Below are 17,112 nucleotides of genomic sequence, written 5' to 3' on the forward strand. Positions count from 1 at the left end.
TAGTCAGCGTTGCGGTGTAAGTGATCTGACCGCCTTCAACAATGTTGTTGGTCGCGGTCAGCGTCAGGCCGGTGTTATCAACCGAATCAGTGATCGTGGTAACGGCTGGCGTGGTGTTTGGCACCAGATTTTCGAAATTGCCACCGGTAGCCCCGGTGATCGTGGTGCTGACGGTGCTGCCATTGTTGTAGACGTCATTGGCCGCAGTCGGCACGTTCACGGTGCCAACGGTCTCGCCCGCAGCAATGGTGATGGTCGAGCCGTTCGACAGGGTGACGGTAACTGGCGTCTGCGCTGGATTAGTCAGCGTTGCGGTGTAAGTGATCTGACCGCCTTCAACAATGTTGTTGGTCGCGGTCAGCGTCAGGCCGGTGTTATCAACCGAATCAGTGATCGTGGTAACGGCTGGCGTGGTGTTTGGCACCAGGTTTTCAAAGTTGCCGCCGGTAGCGCCAGTGATCGTGGTGCTGACGGTGCTGCCATTGTTGTAGACGTCATTGGCCGCAGTCGGCACGTTGACGGTGCCCACGGTTTCGCCGGCCGCGATGGTGATGGTCGAACCGTTCGACAGAGTGACGGTTACCGGGGTTTGTGCCGGATTGGTCAGCGTCGCGGTGTAGGTGATCTGACCGCCTTCAACGATGTTGTTGGTAGCGGTCAGGGTCAGCCCGGTGTTGTCGACCGAATCAGTGATCGTGGTCACGGCTGGTGTGGTGTTTGGCACCAGATTTTCGAAATTGCCACCGGTGGCGCCAGTGATGGTGGTGCTAACGGTGCTGCCGTTGTTGTAGACGTCATTGGCCGCAGTCGGCACGTTGACGGTGCCGACGGTTTCGCCCGCAGCAATGGTGATGGTCGAACCGTTCGACAGGGTGACGGTAACTGGCGTCTGCGCTGGATTAGTCAGCGTTGCGGTGTAAGTGATCTGACCGCCTTCAACAATGTTGTTGGTCGCGGTCAGCGTCAGGCCAGTGTCATCGACCGAATCGGTGATGGTGGTGACCGCAGGCGTGTTGCTTGGCACCAGATTTTCGAAATTGCCACCGGTAGCGCCAGTGATCGTGGTGCTGACGGTGCTGCCATTGTTGTAGACGTCATTGGCCGCTGTTGGCACGTTGACGGTACCGACGGTTTCGCCGGCCGCGATGGTAATGGTCGAACCGTTGGACAGAGTGACAGTTACCGGGGTTTGTGCCGGGTTGGTCAAGGTCGCGGTGTAGGTGATCTGGCCGCCTTCAACAATGTTGTTGGTCGCAGTCAGGGTCAGGCCGGTGTTGTCGACCGAGTCGGTAATGGTGGTAACGGCTGGCGTCGGGTTCGGCACCAGATTTTCGAAATTGCCACCGGTAGCGCCGGTGATCGTGGTCGTAACGGTGCTGCCATTGTTGTACACGTCGTTGGCCGCAGTCGGCACGTTGACGGTGCCGACGGTTTCGCCAGCGGCAATGGTGATGGTCGAGCCGTTGGACAGCGTGACGGTTACCGGGGTTTGTGCCGGGTTGGTCAACGTCGCGGTGTAAGTGATCTGGCCGCCTTCAACAATGTTATTCGTCGCAGTCAGGGTCAGACCGGTGTTATCAACCGAATCAGTGATCGTGGTAACGGCTGGCGTGGTGTTTGGCACCAGGTTTTCGAAGTTGCCGCCGGTAGCCCCGGTGATCGTCGTGCTGACGGTGCTGCCATTGTTGTAAACGTCATTGGCCGCAGTCGGCACGTTCACGGTGCCGACGGTTTCGCCCGCAGCAATGGTGATGGTCGAACCGTTGGAAAGAGTGACAGTTACCGGCGTCTGCGCCGGGTTGGTCAGGGTCGCGGTGTAAGTGATCTGACCGCCTTCAACGATGTTATTGGTCGCGGTCAGAGTCAAACCGGTGTTGTCGACCGAATCGGTGATGGTGGTAACGGCTGGCGTGGTGTTCGGCACCAGGTTTTCGAAATTGCCGCCAGTTGCGCCAGTGATCGTGGTGCTGACGGTGCTGCCATTGTTGTATACGTCGTTGGCCGCAGTCGGCACGTTGACGGTACCAACGGTTTCGCCAGCCGCAATGGTGATGGTCGAGCCGTTCGACAGAGTGACGGTCACCGGGGTTTGCGCCGGGTTGGTCAACGTCGCGGTGTAGGTGATCTGACCGCCTTCAACAATGTTGTTGGTCGCTGTCAGGGTCAGGCCAGTGTTATCGACCGAGTCGGTGATCGTAGTTACTGCTGGCGTCGGATTCGGCACCAGGTTTTCAAAGTTGCCGCCGGTAGCCCCGGTGATCGTCGTCGTAACAGTGCTGCCGTTGTTGTAAACGTCATTGGTCGGGGTCGGCACGTTAACAGTGCCGGTAGTCTGGCCAGCGCCAATGGTAATGGTCGAGCCATTCGACAGCGTGACGGTGACCGGAGTTTGCGCCGGGTTAGTCAGCGTCGCGGTGTAGGTAATCTGGCCGCCTTCGGTCACGCTCGAACCAGCCGTCAACGTGACGGTAGTGGTGTCGACGGTGTCGGTGACTTGCGTGGTCGCCGGGATAGTCGGCGGGGTCACGGTGATGCCGTTGCCGCCGCTGGTGCCGGTGACGGTCACGTCGATCTGGGTCGGGTCGTTGTAGACCGTGTCGTTCGGTGCCAGCGGCACGTTGACGGTGCCGGTGGTGGCGCCGGCCGGGATGACGATCACTGCGCCATTGGACAGGGTGATGGTCAGGTCGGTCAGCGGCGCCTGGGTCAGGGTCGCGGTGTACACCAGCACGCCGCCGGCTTCGGTGATGGTCGGCGTGGCGCTGAGGCTCAGGGTCGAGTCACGCAGCGCGTTGGTGGTGGTGTCGGTGGTCAGGCCGCCGGTGGTGTCCTGCGCGACTTGCCCGGCAGAATTGATGCCCGCCGTCGGGAAGCCAATGGTCGGATCGACGCGGCCAGCGGTGGCGTCGAGCATGACAAAGCTGTGACCACCACCGGCGGCGCCACCGGTACCTGCGGCGGTCGGGCCGGCCGCGGTGGATTCGAGTGCGGTGGTCGGGTCGACACCAGCGGCGATGGCTTGCTGCAGTTCTTCTACAGAAGGCGCAGCCTGCGCGGTGGCTTCGGCCAGGTCAGTGCTGGAGTCAGGTGAACTGGCGCTCCACTGGGTGTCGCGACCCAGATCGAGCATGCGGCCATCGGCCAGTTCCAGCGACACCGCACCGGACAGACCGGTATCGATCTGGTCGCCGACATACAGGCGATCGCCTTCAACGAGTACGCGACGCACGCCCTCTGGGGACACCACGAAAACCTGACCGACAATGCTTTTGACGACGGCAACAACACTGCTCATTGAAGACTCTCCGGGGTGTCACATTCAGTTGACTTCCATGGACCTGACGGGCGTCGGCGCCACTTCAGTCTGGACGTACTTTCTATAGATGGATAACTTATTGACGCTGTATTTCCGTCAATAATCTGGCTATAAATTATCGCGATTAACTTTATGCCAAACTATTGACCTTCTGGGTGCCATCCTAAACAATCGCCCCACTAATGTCACATTGATATTTCCGCGGCGACCTGTCCTTCAGCCTGTCATCCAGTTCCTGTTTTGAACTTTCCGACATACGGTCTTTCGGGTTGCCATCATCCGACGCAGCACCACGTTCTGCTGTGATTCAAGACAAGAAGTTCCGGGAAAATTCCAACCATGCGTTCGCTTTTGCTCCTTGCCGCTCCCTTCGCTCTCGCCGCCTCATTCGTACAAGCACAATCCTTACCAGAAGCCATGCAACAGGCGCTGGATGTCCATCCGGAGATTCAGGCGGGGGTCAACAGTCGATTGGCGGCGGATTATCAGTTAAAGGCTGCGAAAGGGGGATACCTGCCCAAGGTCGATCTGCTCGGCGGTTATGGCCGTGAAGGCACCGACAGTGTGACCACTCGAGCGAACGGTGGAAGCAATCACTGGGAGACGTTGAACCGCAGCGAGTCAAGTTTACGTCTCTCGCAAATGGTTTTTGACGGTTTCGCGACGTCCAATGAAGTTGCGCGTCAACAAGCCAACGTCAGCTCCCGTGCTTACTCGTTGCTGGGCACTTCCGAACGCACTGCGCTGACCGTCGCCCAGGTTTATCTGGACGTGCTGACCCGTCGCGAATTCGTGCGTCTGGCCGAGGAAAACCTCAAGAGCCACCAGCGCATCTACGATCAGATCCAGCTGCGCACCCAGCGCGGCGTCGGCAGCGGTGCCGACCTTGATCAGGCCGAAGCGCGTATGGCCCAGGCCCGCAACAATCTGATCACCGAGCAGACCAACCTCGCCGATGCGGAAACCAACTTCCTCAGCGCCGTCGGCCAGATGCCCGACCAGCTCGAGCGCCCGGCGCCGTTCATGGCGATGATGCCCGCCAACCTCAATGAAGCCCGCGCGCAGATGTTGGAAAACAGCCCGATCCTGCGCTCCGCCGAGTCGGACATCGCCGCTGCCGAGAAGCAGTTCGCCACTGCCAAATCGACCTTCTACCCGCGCTTCGACGCTGAGCTGGGCCGTACCGCCGACAACGATCTCGACGGCCAGAACGGCCACAACAACGAATGGCAGGCCATGCTGCGCATGCGTTTCAACCTGTATTCCGGTGGCAGCAACAAGGCCGATCTGGAATCCAAGTCGTACCTGGCCAACCAGGCGCTGGACATCCGCAACAACGCCCTGCGTCAGTTGAACGAAGAGCTCGGCCTGGCCTGGAACGCCCTGAACAACGCCAACGCTCAGGTGCCGATCGCTCAGCAGTACGTCGATCGCAGCACCTCGGTGCGTACCGCCTACCAGCGTCAATTCAGCCTCGGCGAACGCACCCTGCTGGATTTGCTCGACAGCGAAAACGAGCTGTTCACCGCCTCGCGGCGTCTGGCGGAAATCAAGAACATTCAGTTATTTACTCAGTACCGAATCAAGGCGACCATGGGCCAATTGCTCAAAAGCCAGGGAGTGGTCGCGCCGTTGGCATCCGTTGTGCAGAACGACGTGAAGCCCAAGGTCCAGCTGCCTGGGATGAACTGAGTTATCCCTTTCAACTGTTAAAGAGTGTCGAGCGTGGAATCAGAAGTCAGTCGAGTTCAACTCAGCCATGATCCACGCGCGTTGCATGACGATCCGTTGCTGGATGGTCTGCTCGCCCTGTGCATGCTGCACCAGAAGCCTGCCAGCGCGGCGATGCTGACCACCGGCCTGCCGCTGCCCAAACAACGTTTGAGTGTCGAGTTGCTGCCGCGCGCAGCGGCTCGCGCCGGGCTGCAGGGGCGGGTGTTGCAGCGCAAGCTTGAAGAAATTCCGGCGATCGCCATGCCCGCGCTGTTGCTGCTCAAGGATGGCCGCAGTGCCGTCCTGCTCGGCTGGCAGGGCGACGACGAAGCACGCGTACTGCTCAGCGAAAGCGATGGCGGCGAGTCGGTGGTCAGCCGTGAACTGCTGACCGACGATTACACCGGCAAAGTCTTTTTCGCCCAGCCGCAGCACAAATTCGACGTCAACCACGGCACGCTGATCCCGCGCGCACGCTCGTGGTTTCGCGACACCCTCAAGCGTTCGCGCTGGCTGTACGCCGATGCGATCGCCGCCAGTTTCCTGATCAACATCATCGCCATGGCCGCGCCGCTGTTCGTGATGAACGTCTACGACCGCGTGGTACCGAACCAGGCCGAAGCAACCCTTTGGGTGCTGGCGCTGGGCATCACCGGCGCTTACATCTTCGACTTGATCCTCAAGAGCCTGCGCAGCCTGTGCCTGGATCTGGCCGGGAAGAAAACCGACCTGATCATCTCCGCCACGCTGTTCGAGCGCATTGTCGGCATGGCGATGAAATACCGCCCGGCGCGGGTCGGCAGCTTTGCCCAGAACATCCACGAGTTTCAGAGCCTGCGCGACTTTCTCGCCTCGCTGACCCTGACCAGTCTGATCGACCTGCCGTTCACCATCCTGATTTTCATCGTCATCGCCATTCTCGGCGGGCATCTGGTGTGGATTCCGGTGCTGGCGTTCCCGATTGCCCTGTTGATCGGCTACGCCTTGCAGAAGCCGCTGATCGCGACCATGGAGCGCACCATGGCGCTGGGCGCCGAGCGCCAGTCGAGCCTGATCGAAACCCTCGCCGGCCTGGATGCGGTCAAGGTCAACAACGCTGAAAGCGAGCGCCAGTATCAGTGGGAGCAGACCATCGGCACCCTCAGCCGTCTCGAGCTGCGAGTGAAAATGCTCTCCGGTCTGGCAATGAACATCACCTTGCTGATCCAGCAACTGGCCGGGGTGATCATGATCGTCTTCGGCGTGTACCAGATCATCGCCGGCAACCTGAGCATGGGCGGGCTGATTGCCTGCTACATGCTCAGTGGCCGCGCGCTGAGCCCGCTGGCGTCGCTGTCCGGCCTGCTCACGCGCTATCAACAGGCGCGGGTGACCATGACCTCGGTCGACCAGATGATGGAGCTGCCGCAGGAGCGCAACTTCGAGGAGCGCCCGCTGAGCCGCAAGGTTCTGCAGGGTGCGATCGAATGCCGTCAGCTCAGCTTCACCTATCCGGACCAGCAGAACCCGGCGCTGAAGAACATCAACCTGGTGATCCGTCCCGGCGAGAAGATCGGCATCATCGGCCGCAGTGGTTCGGGCAAGAGTTCGCTGGCGAAACTGCTGGTGGGCCTGTACCAACCGGACGACGGTGCCTTGCTGGTCGACGGCGTGGACATCCGCCAGATCGACGTCAGCGAACTGCGTTACAACATCGGTTACGTGCCGCAGGACATTCAGCTGCTGTCCGGCACCCTGCGTGACAACCTGGTGTCCGGCGCGCGTTACGTCGAAGACGAGCTGGTGCTGCAAGCCGCCGAACTGGCCGGCGTCCACGAATTCGCCCGTCTGCACCCGCAAGGCTACGAGCTGCAAGTCGGCGAGCGTGGGCAAAACCTCTCCGGCGGTCAGCGGCAGAACGTCGCCCTGGCCCGGGCGCTGTTGCTCAATCCGCCGATTCTGCTGATGGATGAGCCAACCAGTGCGATGGACAACACCGGCGAAGAACGCCTCAAGCAACGCCTCGCAGCAGTGATTGAAAACAAGACCGTGGTGCTGGTCACGCACCGGGCATCGCTGTTGTCGCTGGTCGATCGGCTGCTGGTGATCGATCGCGGGCAAATTCTCGCCGACGGCCCGAAAGCCGCCGTGATGGAAGCGTTGAAGAAGGGGCAGATCAGTGTTGCTTAAGTCCGGTGTCAAGGAGTCGATCCGTCGCTACTTCAAGGGCTCTGCCTCGCTGCAGGGTCAGCCGCTGCCGGAGGTCAACAAGGCGCTGATCGAAGACGCCCCGCGCGTCGTGCGCCTGACCATCTGGGCGATCATCGGCTTCTTCGTGTTCCTCATGCTCTGGGCCAACTTCGCCGTGATCGACGAAGTAACCAAGGGCGACGGCAAGGCGATTCCGTCGTCGAAGATCCAGAAAATCCAGAACCTGGAGGGCGGTATCGTCTCCGAGCTGTTCGTCAAGGAAGGCCAGATCGTCGAGGCCGGCGCGCCGCTGATTCGTCTCGACGACACGCGTTTTGCCTCCAATGTCGGCGAAACCGAGGCTGATCGCCTGTCGATGCTGCTGCGGGTCGAGCGCCTGAGCGCGGAAGTCGATGATCGTCCGCTGAATTTCCCCGAGGACGTGCTCAAAGCCGTGCCGGGCCAGGCGAAAAGCGAAGAGTCGCTGTACATCAGCCGCCGTCAGCAGTTGCACGATGAAATCGGCGGCTTGCAGGAGCAGTTGATCCAGCGCCAGCAAGAGCTGCGTGAGTTCAGCTCCAAGCAGGCGCAGTACCGTCAGCAACTCGGCTTGCAGCGTCAGGAAATCAACATGTCCGAGCCGCTGGTGGCGCAGGGCGCGGTCTCGCCGGTGGAAGTGTTGCGCCTCAAGCGTGCCGAAGTGGAAACCCGTGGCCAGCTCGATGCGACCACGCTGGCCATTCCGCGCGCGGAATCGGCGATCAAGGAAGTGCAGCGCAAGATCGACGAAACCCGCGGCAAATTCCGCAGCGAAGCGCTGACCCAGCTCAACGAAGCGCGCACCGATCTGAACAAGGCCCAGGCCACCGGCAAGGCGCTGGAAGACCGCGTCAGCCGTACGCTGGTTACCTCACCTGTGCGGGGTATCGTCAACAAGTTGCTGGTCAACACCATCGGCGGCGTGATCCAGCCGGGCAGCGACATGGTTGAAATCGTGCCGCTGGACGACACCCTGCTGGTCGAAGCCAAGATCCGCCCGCAGGACATCGCGTTCCTGCATCCGGGTCAGGAAGCAATCGTCAAATTCACCGCCTATGACTACACCATTTACGGCGGGCTCAAGGCGCAGCTAGAGCAGATCGGTGCGGATACCATCACCGACGAAGACAAGAAAACCACCTACTACGTGATCAAGGTGCGCACCGAGCGCAGCCACTTGGGCACGGATGAAAAGCCACTGCTGATCATCCCGGGGATGGTCGCTTCGGTGGATATCATCACCGGCAAGAAGTCGGTGTTGAGCTATTTGCTCAAGCCGATTATCCGCGCGCGGGCTGAGGCGTTGCACGAGCGCTAGATTTTCGGCGCTGGTGACGGCCTATTCTCGAGCAGGCTCGCTCCCACAGGAGATTGCATTCCAACTGTGGGAGCGAGCCTGCTCGCGAAGGCGTCCTCCGAAGCGCTACATATCCGTCGGTAAGTGACACAAATGGTCACCCACGCCCTCACCATTCGCCATATCGTTATTCATTAACGGTATTTAATTTCCAATTCTTATAGCTATAAAGTCACCCACCTGCGTACCTGCCGACCAATCGGCGCGCCGCACGACCTGAACCGACACGCAATCCAGCGTGAGTGTCTGATCGACGAGCGCGTCCGTGAGCGCGCCGTGCGTGGGAGATGATTGATGTCCGCCGCTACTGCCACCGAAAGCGCCGCAACTGCCGCGCCGCAAATCTTCGAAATTCGTCCCTTCAGCGGTGCCGTCGGCGCCGAGATCGTTGGCCTCGACCTGCGCCGGCCGGTCAATGATCAGGACTTCGCGCGCCTTCATCGCGCGCACCTGGATCACCACGTCGTGGTGTTCCGCGATCAGCAGATCACCCCGCAACAGCAAATCGATTTCAGCCGCCGTTTCGGCGTGTTGCAGATCCACGTGCTCAAGCAATTCCTCTTGGCCAATCACCCGGAAATCCTCATCGTTTCCAACATCATCGAGAACGGCCAGAACATCGGTCTCGGTGACGCCGGCAAATTCTGGCATTCCGATCTCTCCTATAAAGAGCTGCCGAGTCTCGGCTCGATGCTGCACGCCCAGGAGCTGCCCGCCGAGGGTGGCGACACGCTGTTCGCCGACATGCACAAAGCCTGGGACGACTTGCCCGCTGCGTTGCGCACTGCGGTCGAAGGACGTTCCGCTGCGCATTCCTATACCGCGCGCTACAGCGAAACCAAGTTCGAGGGTAACTGGCGCCCGACCCTGACCCCGGAACAGCTGGCTCAGGTCGCCGAAGTGGTGCACCCGGTGGTGCGCACTCATCCGGAAAACGGCCGCAAGGCCTTGTTCGTCAGCGAAGGCTTCACCACGCGCATCGTCGGTCTGCCGAAAGACGAAAGTCGTCAGTTGCTCGGCGAACTCTTCGCCCACAGCGTGCTGCCGCAAAACATCTACCGCCATCAGTGGGAACCGCATGACCTGGTGTTCTGGGACAACCGCTCGCTGATCCACCTCGCCGCCGGCTGCCCCGCGCATCTGCGCCGCAAGCTGTATCGCACGACTATCCAGGGCGACGCGCCTTTCTGATTTGCCGGAGATCGATCATGAACGCCCCTTTGCCAGGCCACGCGGCCAGCAGCCTGATCGCCCGCAGCGAAGCGTTGCTGGCCGTCGATCACGTCAGCCTTGAATACCGCACGCCGCAGCGGGTGGTGCGCGCTACCCATCAAGTCAGTTTCGCCGTCGACCCGGCTGACCGGTTCGTCCTGCTTGGCCCGTCCGGTTGCGGGAAATCGACCTTGCTCAAGGCTGTCGCCGGATTCATCCAGCCTTGCGAAGGCGAGATCCGCCTGCAAGGCCAGCGCGTCGATGCGCCGGGGCCGGATCGCATTGTGGTGTTTCAGGAATTCGATCAGCTGCCGCCGTGGAAAACCGTCAAGCAGAACGTGATGTTCCCGTTGCTCGCCTCGCGCACCTTGAACAAGAAAGAAGCCGAAGAGCGTGCGTTGCATTATCTGGAAAAGGTCGGCCTCGCAGCATTCGCCGACGCCTATCCACACACCTTGTCCGGCGGCATGAAAGCGCGGGTAGCGATCGCCCGGGCCTTGGCCATGCAGCCGAAAATTCTTTTGATGGACGAACCCTTCGCTGCACTCGATGCGTTGACCCGCCGCAAGATGCAGGAGGAATTGCTGCTGCTCTGGGAAGAGGTGCGCTTCACCCTGCTGTTCGTCACTCATTCGATCGAAGAAGCCTTGGTGGTCGGCAATCGCATCCTCTTGTTGTCGCCACATCCAGGGCGGGTGCGCGCCGAAGTGCACAGCCATCAATACGACCTGCACAGCCTCGGCGGCGTGGCGTTTCAGGAGTCGGCGCGGCGCATTCATCGTCTGCTGTTCGATGAGGGCCAAGCGCCGGAGACCGAACGTGATCACGACTTCAACGATATTCGCATCGCTTATTGAGCGGTCAGGAGGACTACCCGATGAGCCATTCATCATCCGTGCGTGAAGAATTCGAAACCGTGCTCGAGCCGCTGACCGCAGTGCCGGTCGAGCGCGAATTGCCGCTTGCGACGCGCCTTTGGCAACAGGGCTGGCTGCGCAAAAGCCTGATCCTGATCGTATTGGCGATCATCTGGGAGGTAGTCGCGCGGATTCAGAACAACGACCTGATGCTGCCGAGTTTTTTGCAAACCGCGCAGGCCCTGTTCGACGGTCTGCTCAGTGGCGAGTTGCTGGCCAAGGTGTGGATATCCCTGGTGGTGCTGATCAAGGGTTACCTGATCGGCATTGTCCTCGCGTTCGCTCTGACGACATTGGCGGTTTCGACCCAGTTGGGACGTGATCTGCTCAGTACGATGACTTCGATGTTCAACCCGTTGCCGGCGATCGCCCTGTTGCCGCTGGCGCTGCTCTGGTTCGGATTGGGGCAGAACAGTCTGATTTTCGTGCTGGTGCATTCGGTGCTGTGGGCGCTGGCGCTGAACACCTATGCCGGATTTCTCGGCGTCTCCGAAACGCTGCGTATGGCCGGGCGCAATTATGGTCTCAAGGGGTTGCGCCTTGTGTTGTTCATACTGATCCCGGCGGCACTGCCGTCGATTCTCGCCGGTTTGAAGATTGGCTGGGCGTTTGCCTGGCGCACCTTGATCGCAGCCGAATTGGTGTTTGGCGCGACCAGTGGCAAGGGCGGGCTGGGCTGGTACATCTTTCAGAATCGTAATGAGCTGTACACCGACAAGGTGTTTGCCGGGTTGGCGGTGGTGATCCTGATTGGTTTGCTGGTGGAGAATCTGGTGTTTGCCACCCTAGAGCGAGTGACCGTCAAGCGCTGGGGTATGCAGCGCTGAGCCCTTCGTTGGCTGGGCCGGCCTCTTCGCGAGCAGGCTCGCTCCCACATGAGCACGCATTCCAAGGTGGGAGCGAGCCTGCTCGCGAAGAGGCCAGCGCTGGCATCGTCACTCTTGAGGGATGTTTGTTAGCATTGCGCCCGGATCAATCCAGATCAGCCAAGAGTGCTCAGCATGCAACTCCCGGACATGAACCTTCTGGTCGCCCTCGATGCCTTGCTCGAGGAGGGCAGTGTGGTCGGCGCGGCGCGGCGGATGAACCTCAGCCCGGCGGCCATGAGCCGCACGCTGACGCGGATTCGCGAAGCCATCGGCGATCCGATCCTGGTGCGCGCCGGGCGTGGTCTGGTGCCGACCCCCAAAGCCCTCGAACTGCGCGAACAGGTGCGCGACGTGGTCGAGCAGGCGGCGCTGCTGTTTCGCTCCGCCGATAGCGTCGAACTGGGCACCTTGCGTCGACGTTTCAGCATCCGCGCCAATGATTTCTTCGTCGGCGTTTATGGCGGCAAGCTGTTCGACACCCTCGACCAGCTCGCCCCGCATTGCGAATTGCGCTTCGTCCCGGAAGGCGATGGCGACGATGAAGCGCTACGCGAAGGGCGCATCGATCTGAGCGTGAGCAACACCCGGCCGCTCACGCCGGAGGTAAAGGTACAGAACCTGTTCTCCACGCATTTCGTCGGCCTGGTGCGCGAGAACCATCCGCTGCTCGACGGCGAAATCACCGCTGAGCGCTACGCCGGTTTTTCCCATATCAGCATGTCGCGGCGTGGCATCGCTCGCGGCCCGATCGACACGGCGTTGAATGCGTTGGGGCTGGAGCGCCGGGTGGCGGTGATCGCGCCGAGTTTCCATGCGGCGATGTTTGCCTTGCCCGACTCCGACCTGATTTTGCCGGTGCCCAAAGAAGCACTGCTCAGCGTGCGGCGGCTGGGCCTGAAACTGCGTTCATTCGACCTGCCGATTCCGCTGCCCATGCTGATGCTGACCCAGGCCTGGCACCCGCGCTTCGACAAGGACCCGGCCCACCGCTGGCTGCGTGAAACCCTCAAGACCTGCTGCGATGAAACGTGGCTGGCGGCACAGCCGTAAATCATCAGGCACCATCGAATCCCTGTGGGAGCGAGCCTGCTCGCGAAAGCGGTGGATCAGTCACCTCAATGGCGACTGGTCCACCGCTTTCGCGAGCAAGCTCGCTCCCACATAGGCATTCACCGTTGTGTCTGATGCACTTATAACCTGCCAATAAGTCAATTTTCGTCAGCAGTAAGCCCCACTAAAATGCTCCGGTATTTTCACCCCCGGAGCTTTTCATTCATGACATCCCTGACGGTCTCGGCGCCTCTCGCCGCGACCAGCCCGGCGACGGCGGCTGCGCCTGCGGTGTTCGGGGCGCGGATCATCATTGGTCTGGTCGGCGTGCTGTTGGCCGTGCTGGTCTCTGGCCTCAACGAGATGGTCACCAAAGTCGCACTCGCCGATATTCGCGGCGCGCTGCACATCGGCTACGACGAAGGCACCTGGCTGGTCGCCAGCTACACGGCCACGTCGGTCGCGGCCATGGCCTTCGCGCCGTGGTGCTCGGTGACCTTCTCGCTGCGCCGCTTCACGCTGTGCGCCATCGGTCTGTTTACCCTGCTCGGGGTGCTGTGCCCGTTCGCCCCGAACTACGAAAGTCTGCTGCTGATGCGCATCCTCCAAGGCCTCGCCGGCGGTGCATTGCCGCCGATGCTGATGACCGTCGCACTGCGCTTTCTCCCAGCGAACATCAAACTGTACGGACTGGCCGGCTACGCACTGACCGCGACTTTCGGCCCGGGACTCGGCACGCCGCTGGCCGGTCTGTGGACTGAATACGTCGGCTGGCAATGGACCTTCTGGCAGATCATCGTGCCGTGCCTGATCGCGATGGCCGCAGTGGCTTACGGATTGCCCCAGGATCCGCTGCGGCTGGAACGTCTCAGGGCGTTCAACTGGAAGGGCCTGCTGTTGGGCTTTCCGGCGATCTGCATGCTGGTGATCGGTCTGTTGCAGGGCAATCGACTGGACTGGTTCGAGTCGAATCTGATCTGTGGATTGCTTGGTGCCGGTTCGCTGCTGCTGGTGGCGTTTCTGATCAATGAGTGGTCGCAGCCGATTCCGTTTTTCAAGCTGCAGATGCTCGGCATCCGCAACCTGTTGTTTGCGTTGATCACCCTCGCCGGGGTGCTGATCGTGCTGCTGGCGGTGGTGCTGATTCCGTCGAGTTATCTGGCCCAGGTGCAGGGTTATCGTCCGGCGCAAACCGCGCCGATCATGCTCATTGCCGCGCTGCCGCAGTTGATCGCGCTGCCATTGGTGGCGGCGCTATGCAACTTGCGCTGGGTCGATTGCCGCTGGGTGCTCGGCATTGGGCTGGGCATGCTCGCGCTGTCCTGCCTGGGCGGTTCGCACCTGACTTCGGCGTGGATTCGCGACGATTTCTACGTCCTGCAATGGCTGCAGATTTTCGGCCAGCCGATGGCGGTGTTGCCGCTGCTGATGTTGTCGACCGGCAGTATCACGCCGATGGAAGGGCCTTTCGCGTCGGCGTGGTTCAACACCGTCAAAGGCCTGGCTGCCGTGGTTGCCACCGGCGTCATCGAAGCGCTGACCACCGCGCGCCTGCATTTCCATTCGACCATGTTGGTCGACAGCCTCGGCAATTCGCCGCTGGCCGATCACAGCGATCCGGGTCTCGCTCACCGCGTGCATGAGCAGGCGGTGGTGCTGACTTCGTCCGATTTGTACCTGTGCATGGCCGGCGTTGCCGTGGCATTGATTCTGCTGATTTTCTGGCTGCCGACGCGGATTTATCCGCCGCGCGCGCCGACCTGATCGCTGTACTGAAACTGAAGGTTTTTTATGACTCAATCCAAGCAAAAACTCGTGGTGGCCGTGGCTGCCGCGCTGGCGGTGGGCGTGCTGGTGTATCTGGCAATGCCCGGGCTGTTCGGCCAACGCACCGAGCAAACCACCAACGACGCCTTCGTCTCCGCCGACTACACGCTGGTGGTGCCGCGCGTGGCCGGGTTCATCAAGCAGGTGCTGGTCGAAGACAACCAACAGGTCAAGGCCGGGCAGTTGCTGGCGTTGATCGATGACCGTGATTTGCGCGCAGCGGCGGAGGCGGCGGATGCGCAAACCCTGGTCGCGCGGGCGCAGTTGCAGAACGCCAACGCAACCCTGGAGCGGCAGGCTTCGCTGATCGCTCAGGCGCAGGCCACCGTGGTCTCGGCCAAAGCGGAAATGGCTTTTGCGCAGCAGGAACTGAACCGCTACAACCATCTCGCCGGTGTCGGCGCTGGCACCGTGCAGAACGCGCAGCAGGCGCGCACGCGCATCGATCAGGCCTCGGCGCGCCTCGACACCGCGACCGCGAAGCTGGCGGCCGAACGCAAGCAGGTCGAAATTCTCACCGCCAAGCGCAACGCCGCCGAAGGCAATCTGAAACACGCGCAGGCGGCGCTGGAGATTGCCAGTTTCAACCTCTCTTACACGCGCATCACCGCGCCGCAGGACGGCATGATCGGCGAGCGTGCGGTGCGCGTCGGCGCCTACGTCACCCCGGGCAGCAAGCTGTTGGCGGTGGTGCCGTTGCAGCAGGCCTATGTGGTGGCCAATTTTCAGGAAACCCAGTTGACCGACGTGCAGCCCGGGCAGGATGTGCAAGTGCGGGTCGACAGCTTGGGCGGTGAAGCCCTGACTGGCCGCGTCGAGAGCATTGCGCCGGCAACGGGCGTGACCTTTGCGGCGGTGAAACCTGACAACGCGACGGGCAACTTCACCAAGGTTGTGCAGCGGATTCCGGTGAAGATCGTGCTGGAACCGGGCCAGCCACTGGCCGAGCGGTTGCGGGTGGGGATGTCGGTCGAGGCGAGTATTGATACCGCCAGCTCAAAGGCGTCCGGGCGCGAGGTGACGCAGCGATGATCGGTGTTGAATCGGCTGTCGCCTTCGCGAGCAGGCTCGCTCCCGCAGGGACAACGCATTCCAGAATGTGGGAGCGAGCCTGCTCGCAAAAAAGCCAGTGGCAGCAGCTAACCTTCAGTGCCTTGCTCACGATGAGTCTCACCGCCTGCACTGTCGGCCCAGACTTCCAGAAACCCGAAGCCCCTCAGCCTGCCGACTGGGCCAAACCCGCCCGGTCCGCCCCAAGCCAGGCCGTTAGCGAACCCCTGAACGAACGCTGGTGGGAAACCTTCCACGACCCGCAACTTTCCGCGCTCACCCAACGCGCGCTGACCAGCAACCTCGACCTGCAACTGGCCAGCAGCCGCCTGCAACAAAGCCGCGCCGCGCGCCAAGTGATCACCGCCGAGCGTTATCCGAACAGCACCGCCAGCGGCAGCTACGGGCGCAAACGCAACAGTGGCAAAGGCTTGAACGATCCATCGGGAAATAACGGCGACGAGGCCTTCAACCTGTGGGATGCCGGTTTCTCCGCCTCATGGGAGCTGGATGTCTGGGGCCGCGTGCGCCGTGAAACCGAAGCCGCTGATGCCAATCTCGAAGTGGCGGAAAATGATCGTCGCGGTGTGCTGCTGACGGTGCTTGCCGACACCGCGCAAAACTACATTCAGCTGCGCGGGGTGCAGAGCACCCGCGCCGTCACCGAGCAGAACCTCGACGTCGCCCGCCACAGCCTGAAACTCTCGCAGCTGCGGCTGGCCGATGGTGTGGCGACCGACCTGGACGTCGCCGAAGCCGCCGCGCAAGTCGCCGCCATCGAGGCACGGCTGCCGGCGCTCGAGCAGCGTCAGGCGCAACTGATCAACGCGATCAGTCTGCTGATGGGCGAACCGCCGCAGGCCCTCGCTCAAGCGTTATCCACAGACGCGGCAGTGCCGCAGTCGCCACTGCAAGTCGCCATCGGCCTGCCGTCGCAATTGGCCGAACGCCGCCCGGATATCCGCCAGGCCGAAGCGCGTCTGCACGCCGCCACCGCCAACATCGGTGTGGCCAAGGGTGATTTCTATCCGCGCATCACCCTGTCCGGCAACCTCGGTTCACAGGCCATGCAACTGAGCGATTTCGGTTCATGGGGCTCGCGTGCCTTTGCCATTGGCCCGCAATTCAGCCTGCCGTTGTTCGACGGCGGACGCCTGCGCGGCATGCTGCAATTGCGTGAAGCCCAACAGCAGGAAGCGGCGATCGCCTACCAGCAAACCGTGCTGCGTGCCTGGCATGAAATCGATGATCAACTGACGGCCTACAACGCCAGCCAGCGCCGTCGCGACAGCCTCGCCGAAGCCGTGCGCCAGAACCAGATCGCCTTGCGCACCGCGCAACAGCAATACGTCGAAGGCGTGGTCGATTTCGTCAACGTCCTCACCGTGCAAAGCGCCTTGCTCGCCACGCAGGAACAATGGGTGGAAAGCTCGACCGGCGTTTCCCTGGCGATGGTCGGTTTGTACAAGGCGCTGGGCGGCGGATGGCAGTCGGTCTATCCGGCAGCGCAACTGGCCGCAGGCTCACCTGACGTCGCCAGACCCTGAACCCGCCGCGACAGCTATGATCAACTCCATTGCAGCGAACGGCCTA

11 protein-coding genes are annotated in these 17,112 nt (G+C 61.5%); 10 read left to right on the forward strand and 1 reads right to left on the reverse strand.

What is annotated here, in order from left to right:
* On the reverse strand, positions 1-3,295 hold a 3,295-nt coding region (locus tag J5M66_RS14985; RefSeq protein WP_207817491.1), incomplete at its 3' end, for a retention module-containing protein.
* A 360-nt stretch (positions 3,296-3,655) separates the two neighbouring features.
* Between J5M66_RS14985 and J5M66_RS14990 the strand changes: the two genes are divergently transcribed.
* The 10 genes from J5M66_RS14990 to J5M66_RS15035 all read left to right on the forward strand — a co-directional run bounded on the left by J5M66_RS14990 (position 3,656) and on the right by J5M66_RS15035 (position 17,066).
* A complete protein-coding gene (locus J5M66_RS14990; RefSeq protein WP_071174002.1) occupies positions 3,656-5,008 on the forward strand; it encodes a TolC family outer membrane protein in 1,353 nt (450 codons plus the stop codon).
* Between the two features lie 33 nt (positions 5,009-5,041).
* Positions 5,042-7,198: a type I secretion system permease/ATPase gene (locus tag J5M66_RS14995; protein WP_016772277.1), complete on the forward strand. Its 2,157-nt coding sequence runs from the start codon at positions 5,042-5,044 to the stop codon at positions 7,196-7,198.
* Positions 7,188-8,555, forward strand: coding sequence for an HlyD family type I secretion periplasmic adaptor subunit (locus J5M66_RS15000; RefSeq protein WP_024011116.1), 1,368 nt, complete (start codon positions 7,188-7,190; stop codon positions 8,553-8,555). The genes J5M66_RS14995 and J5M66_RS15000 overlap by 11 nt, the downstream gene beginning before the upstream one ends.
* A 333-nt stretch (positions 8,556-8,888) precedes the next feature.
* Positions 8,889-9,785 carry a TauD/TfdA family dioxygenase gene (locus J5M66_RS15005; protein WP_207808077.1) on the forward strand — a complete coding sequence of 299 codons (897 nt, stop codon included), beginning with the start codon at positions 8,889-8,891 and terminating at the stop codon, positions 9,783-9,785.
* A 17-nt stretch (positions 9,786-9,802) separates the two neighbouring features.
* Positions 9,803-10,663, forward strand: a complete 861-nt coding sequence (locus J5M66_RS15010) for an ABC transporter ATP-binding protein (RefSeq protein WP_207808076.1) — start codon at positions 9,803-9,805, stop codon at positions 10,661-10,663.
* A gap of 20 nt (positions 10,664-10,683) precedes the next feature.
* Positions 10,684-11,550: an ABC transporter permease gene (locus J5M66_RS15015; protein WP_130887559.1), complete on the forward strand. Its 867-nt coding sequence runs from the start codon at positions 10,684-10,686 to the stop codon at positions 11,548-11,550.
* A 174-nt stretch (positions 11,551-11,724) separates the two neighbouring features.
* Positions 11,725-12,642: a LysR family transcriptional regulator gene (locus tag J5M66_RS15020; RefSeq protein ID WP_207808075.1), complete on the forward strand. Its 918-nt coding sequence runs from the start codon at positions 11,725-11,727 to the stop codon at positions 12,640-12,642.
* Positions 12,643-12,867: 225 nt separating this feature from the next.
* Entirely contained in the window at positions 12,868-14,406 is a 1,539-nt protein-coding gene (locus tag J5M66_RS15025) for an MFS transporter (RefSeq protein WP_207808074.1), read from the forward strand.
* Between the two features lie 27 nt (positions 14,407-14,433).
* Complete coding sequence (locus J5M66_RS15030; protein ID WP_123444126.1) at positions 14,434-15,501, forward strand: HlyD family secretion protein; 1,068 nt, start codon at positions 14,434-14,436, stop codon at positions 15,499-15,501.
* Positions 15,498-17,066: an efflux transporter outer membrane subunit gene (locus J5M66_RS15035; RefSeq protein WP_207808073.1), complete on the forward strand. Its 1,569-nt coding sequence runs from the start codon at positions 15,498-15,500 to the stop codon at positions 17,064-17,066. The genes J5M66_RS15030 and J5M66_RS15035 overlap by 4 nt, the downstream gene beginning before the upstream one ends.
* The last annotated feature ends 46 nt before the right edge of the window (positions 17,067-17,112 follow it).

This window comes from Pseudomonas sp. 67(2021) (genome assembly GCF_017491835.1).
Classification (GTDB): Bacteria; Pseudomonadota; Gammaproteobacteria; order Pseudomonadales; family Pseudomonadaceae; genus Aquipseudomonas; species Aquipseudomonas atacamensis.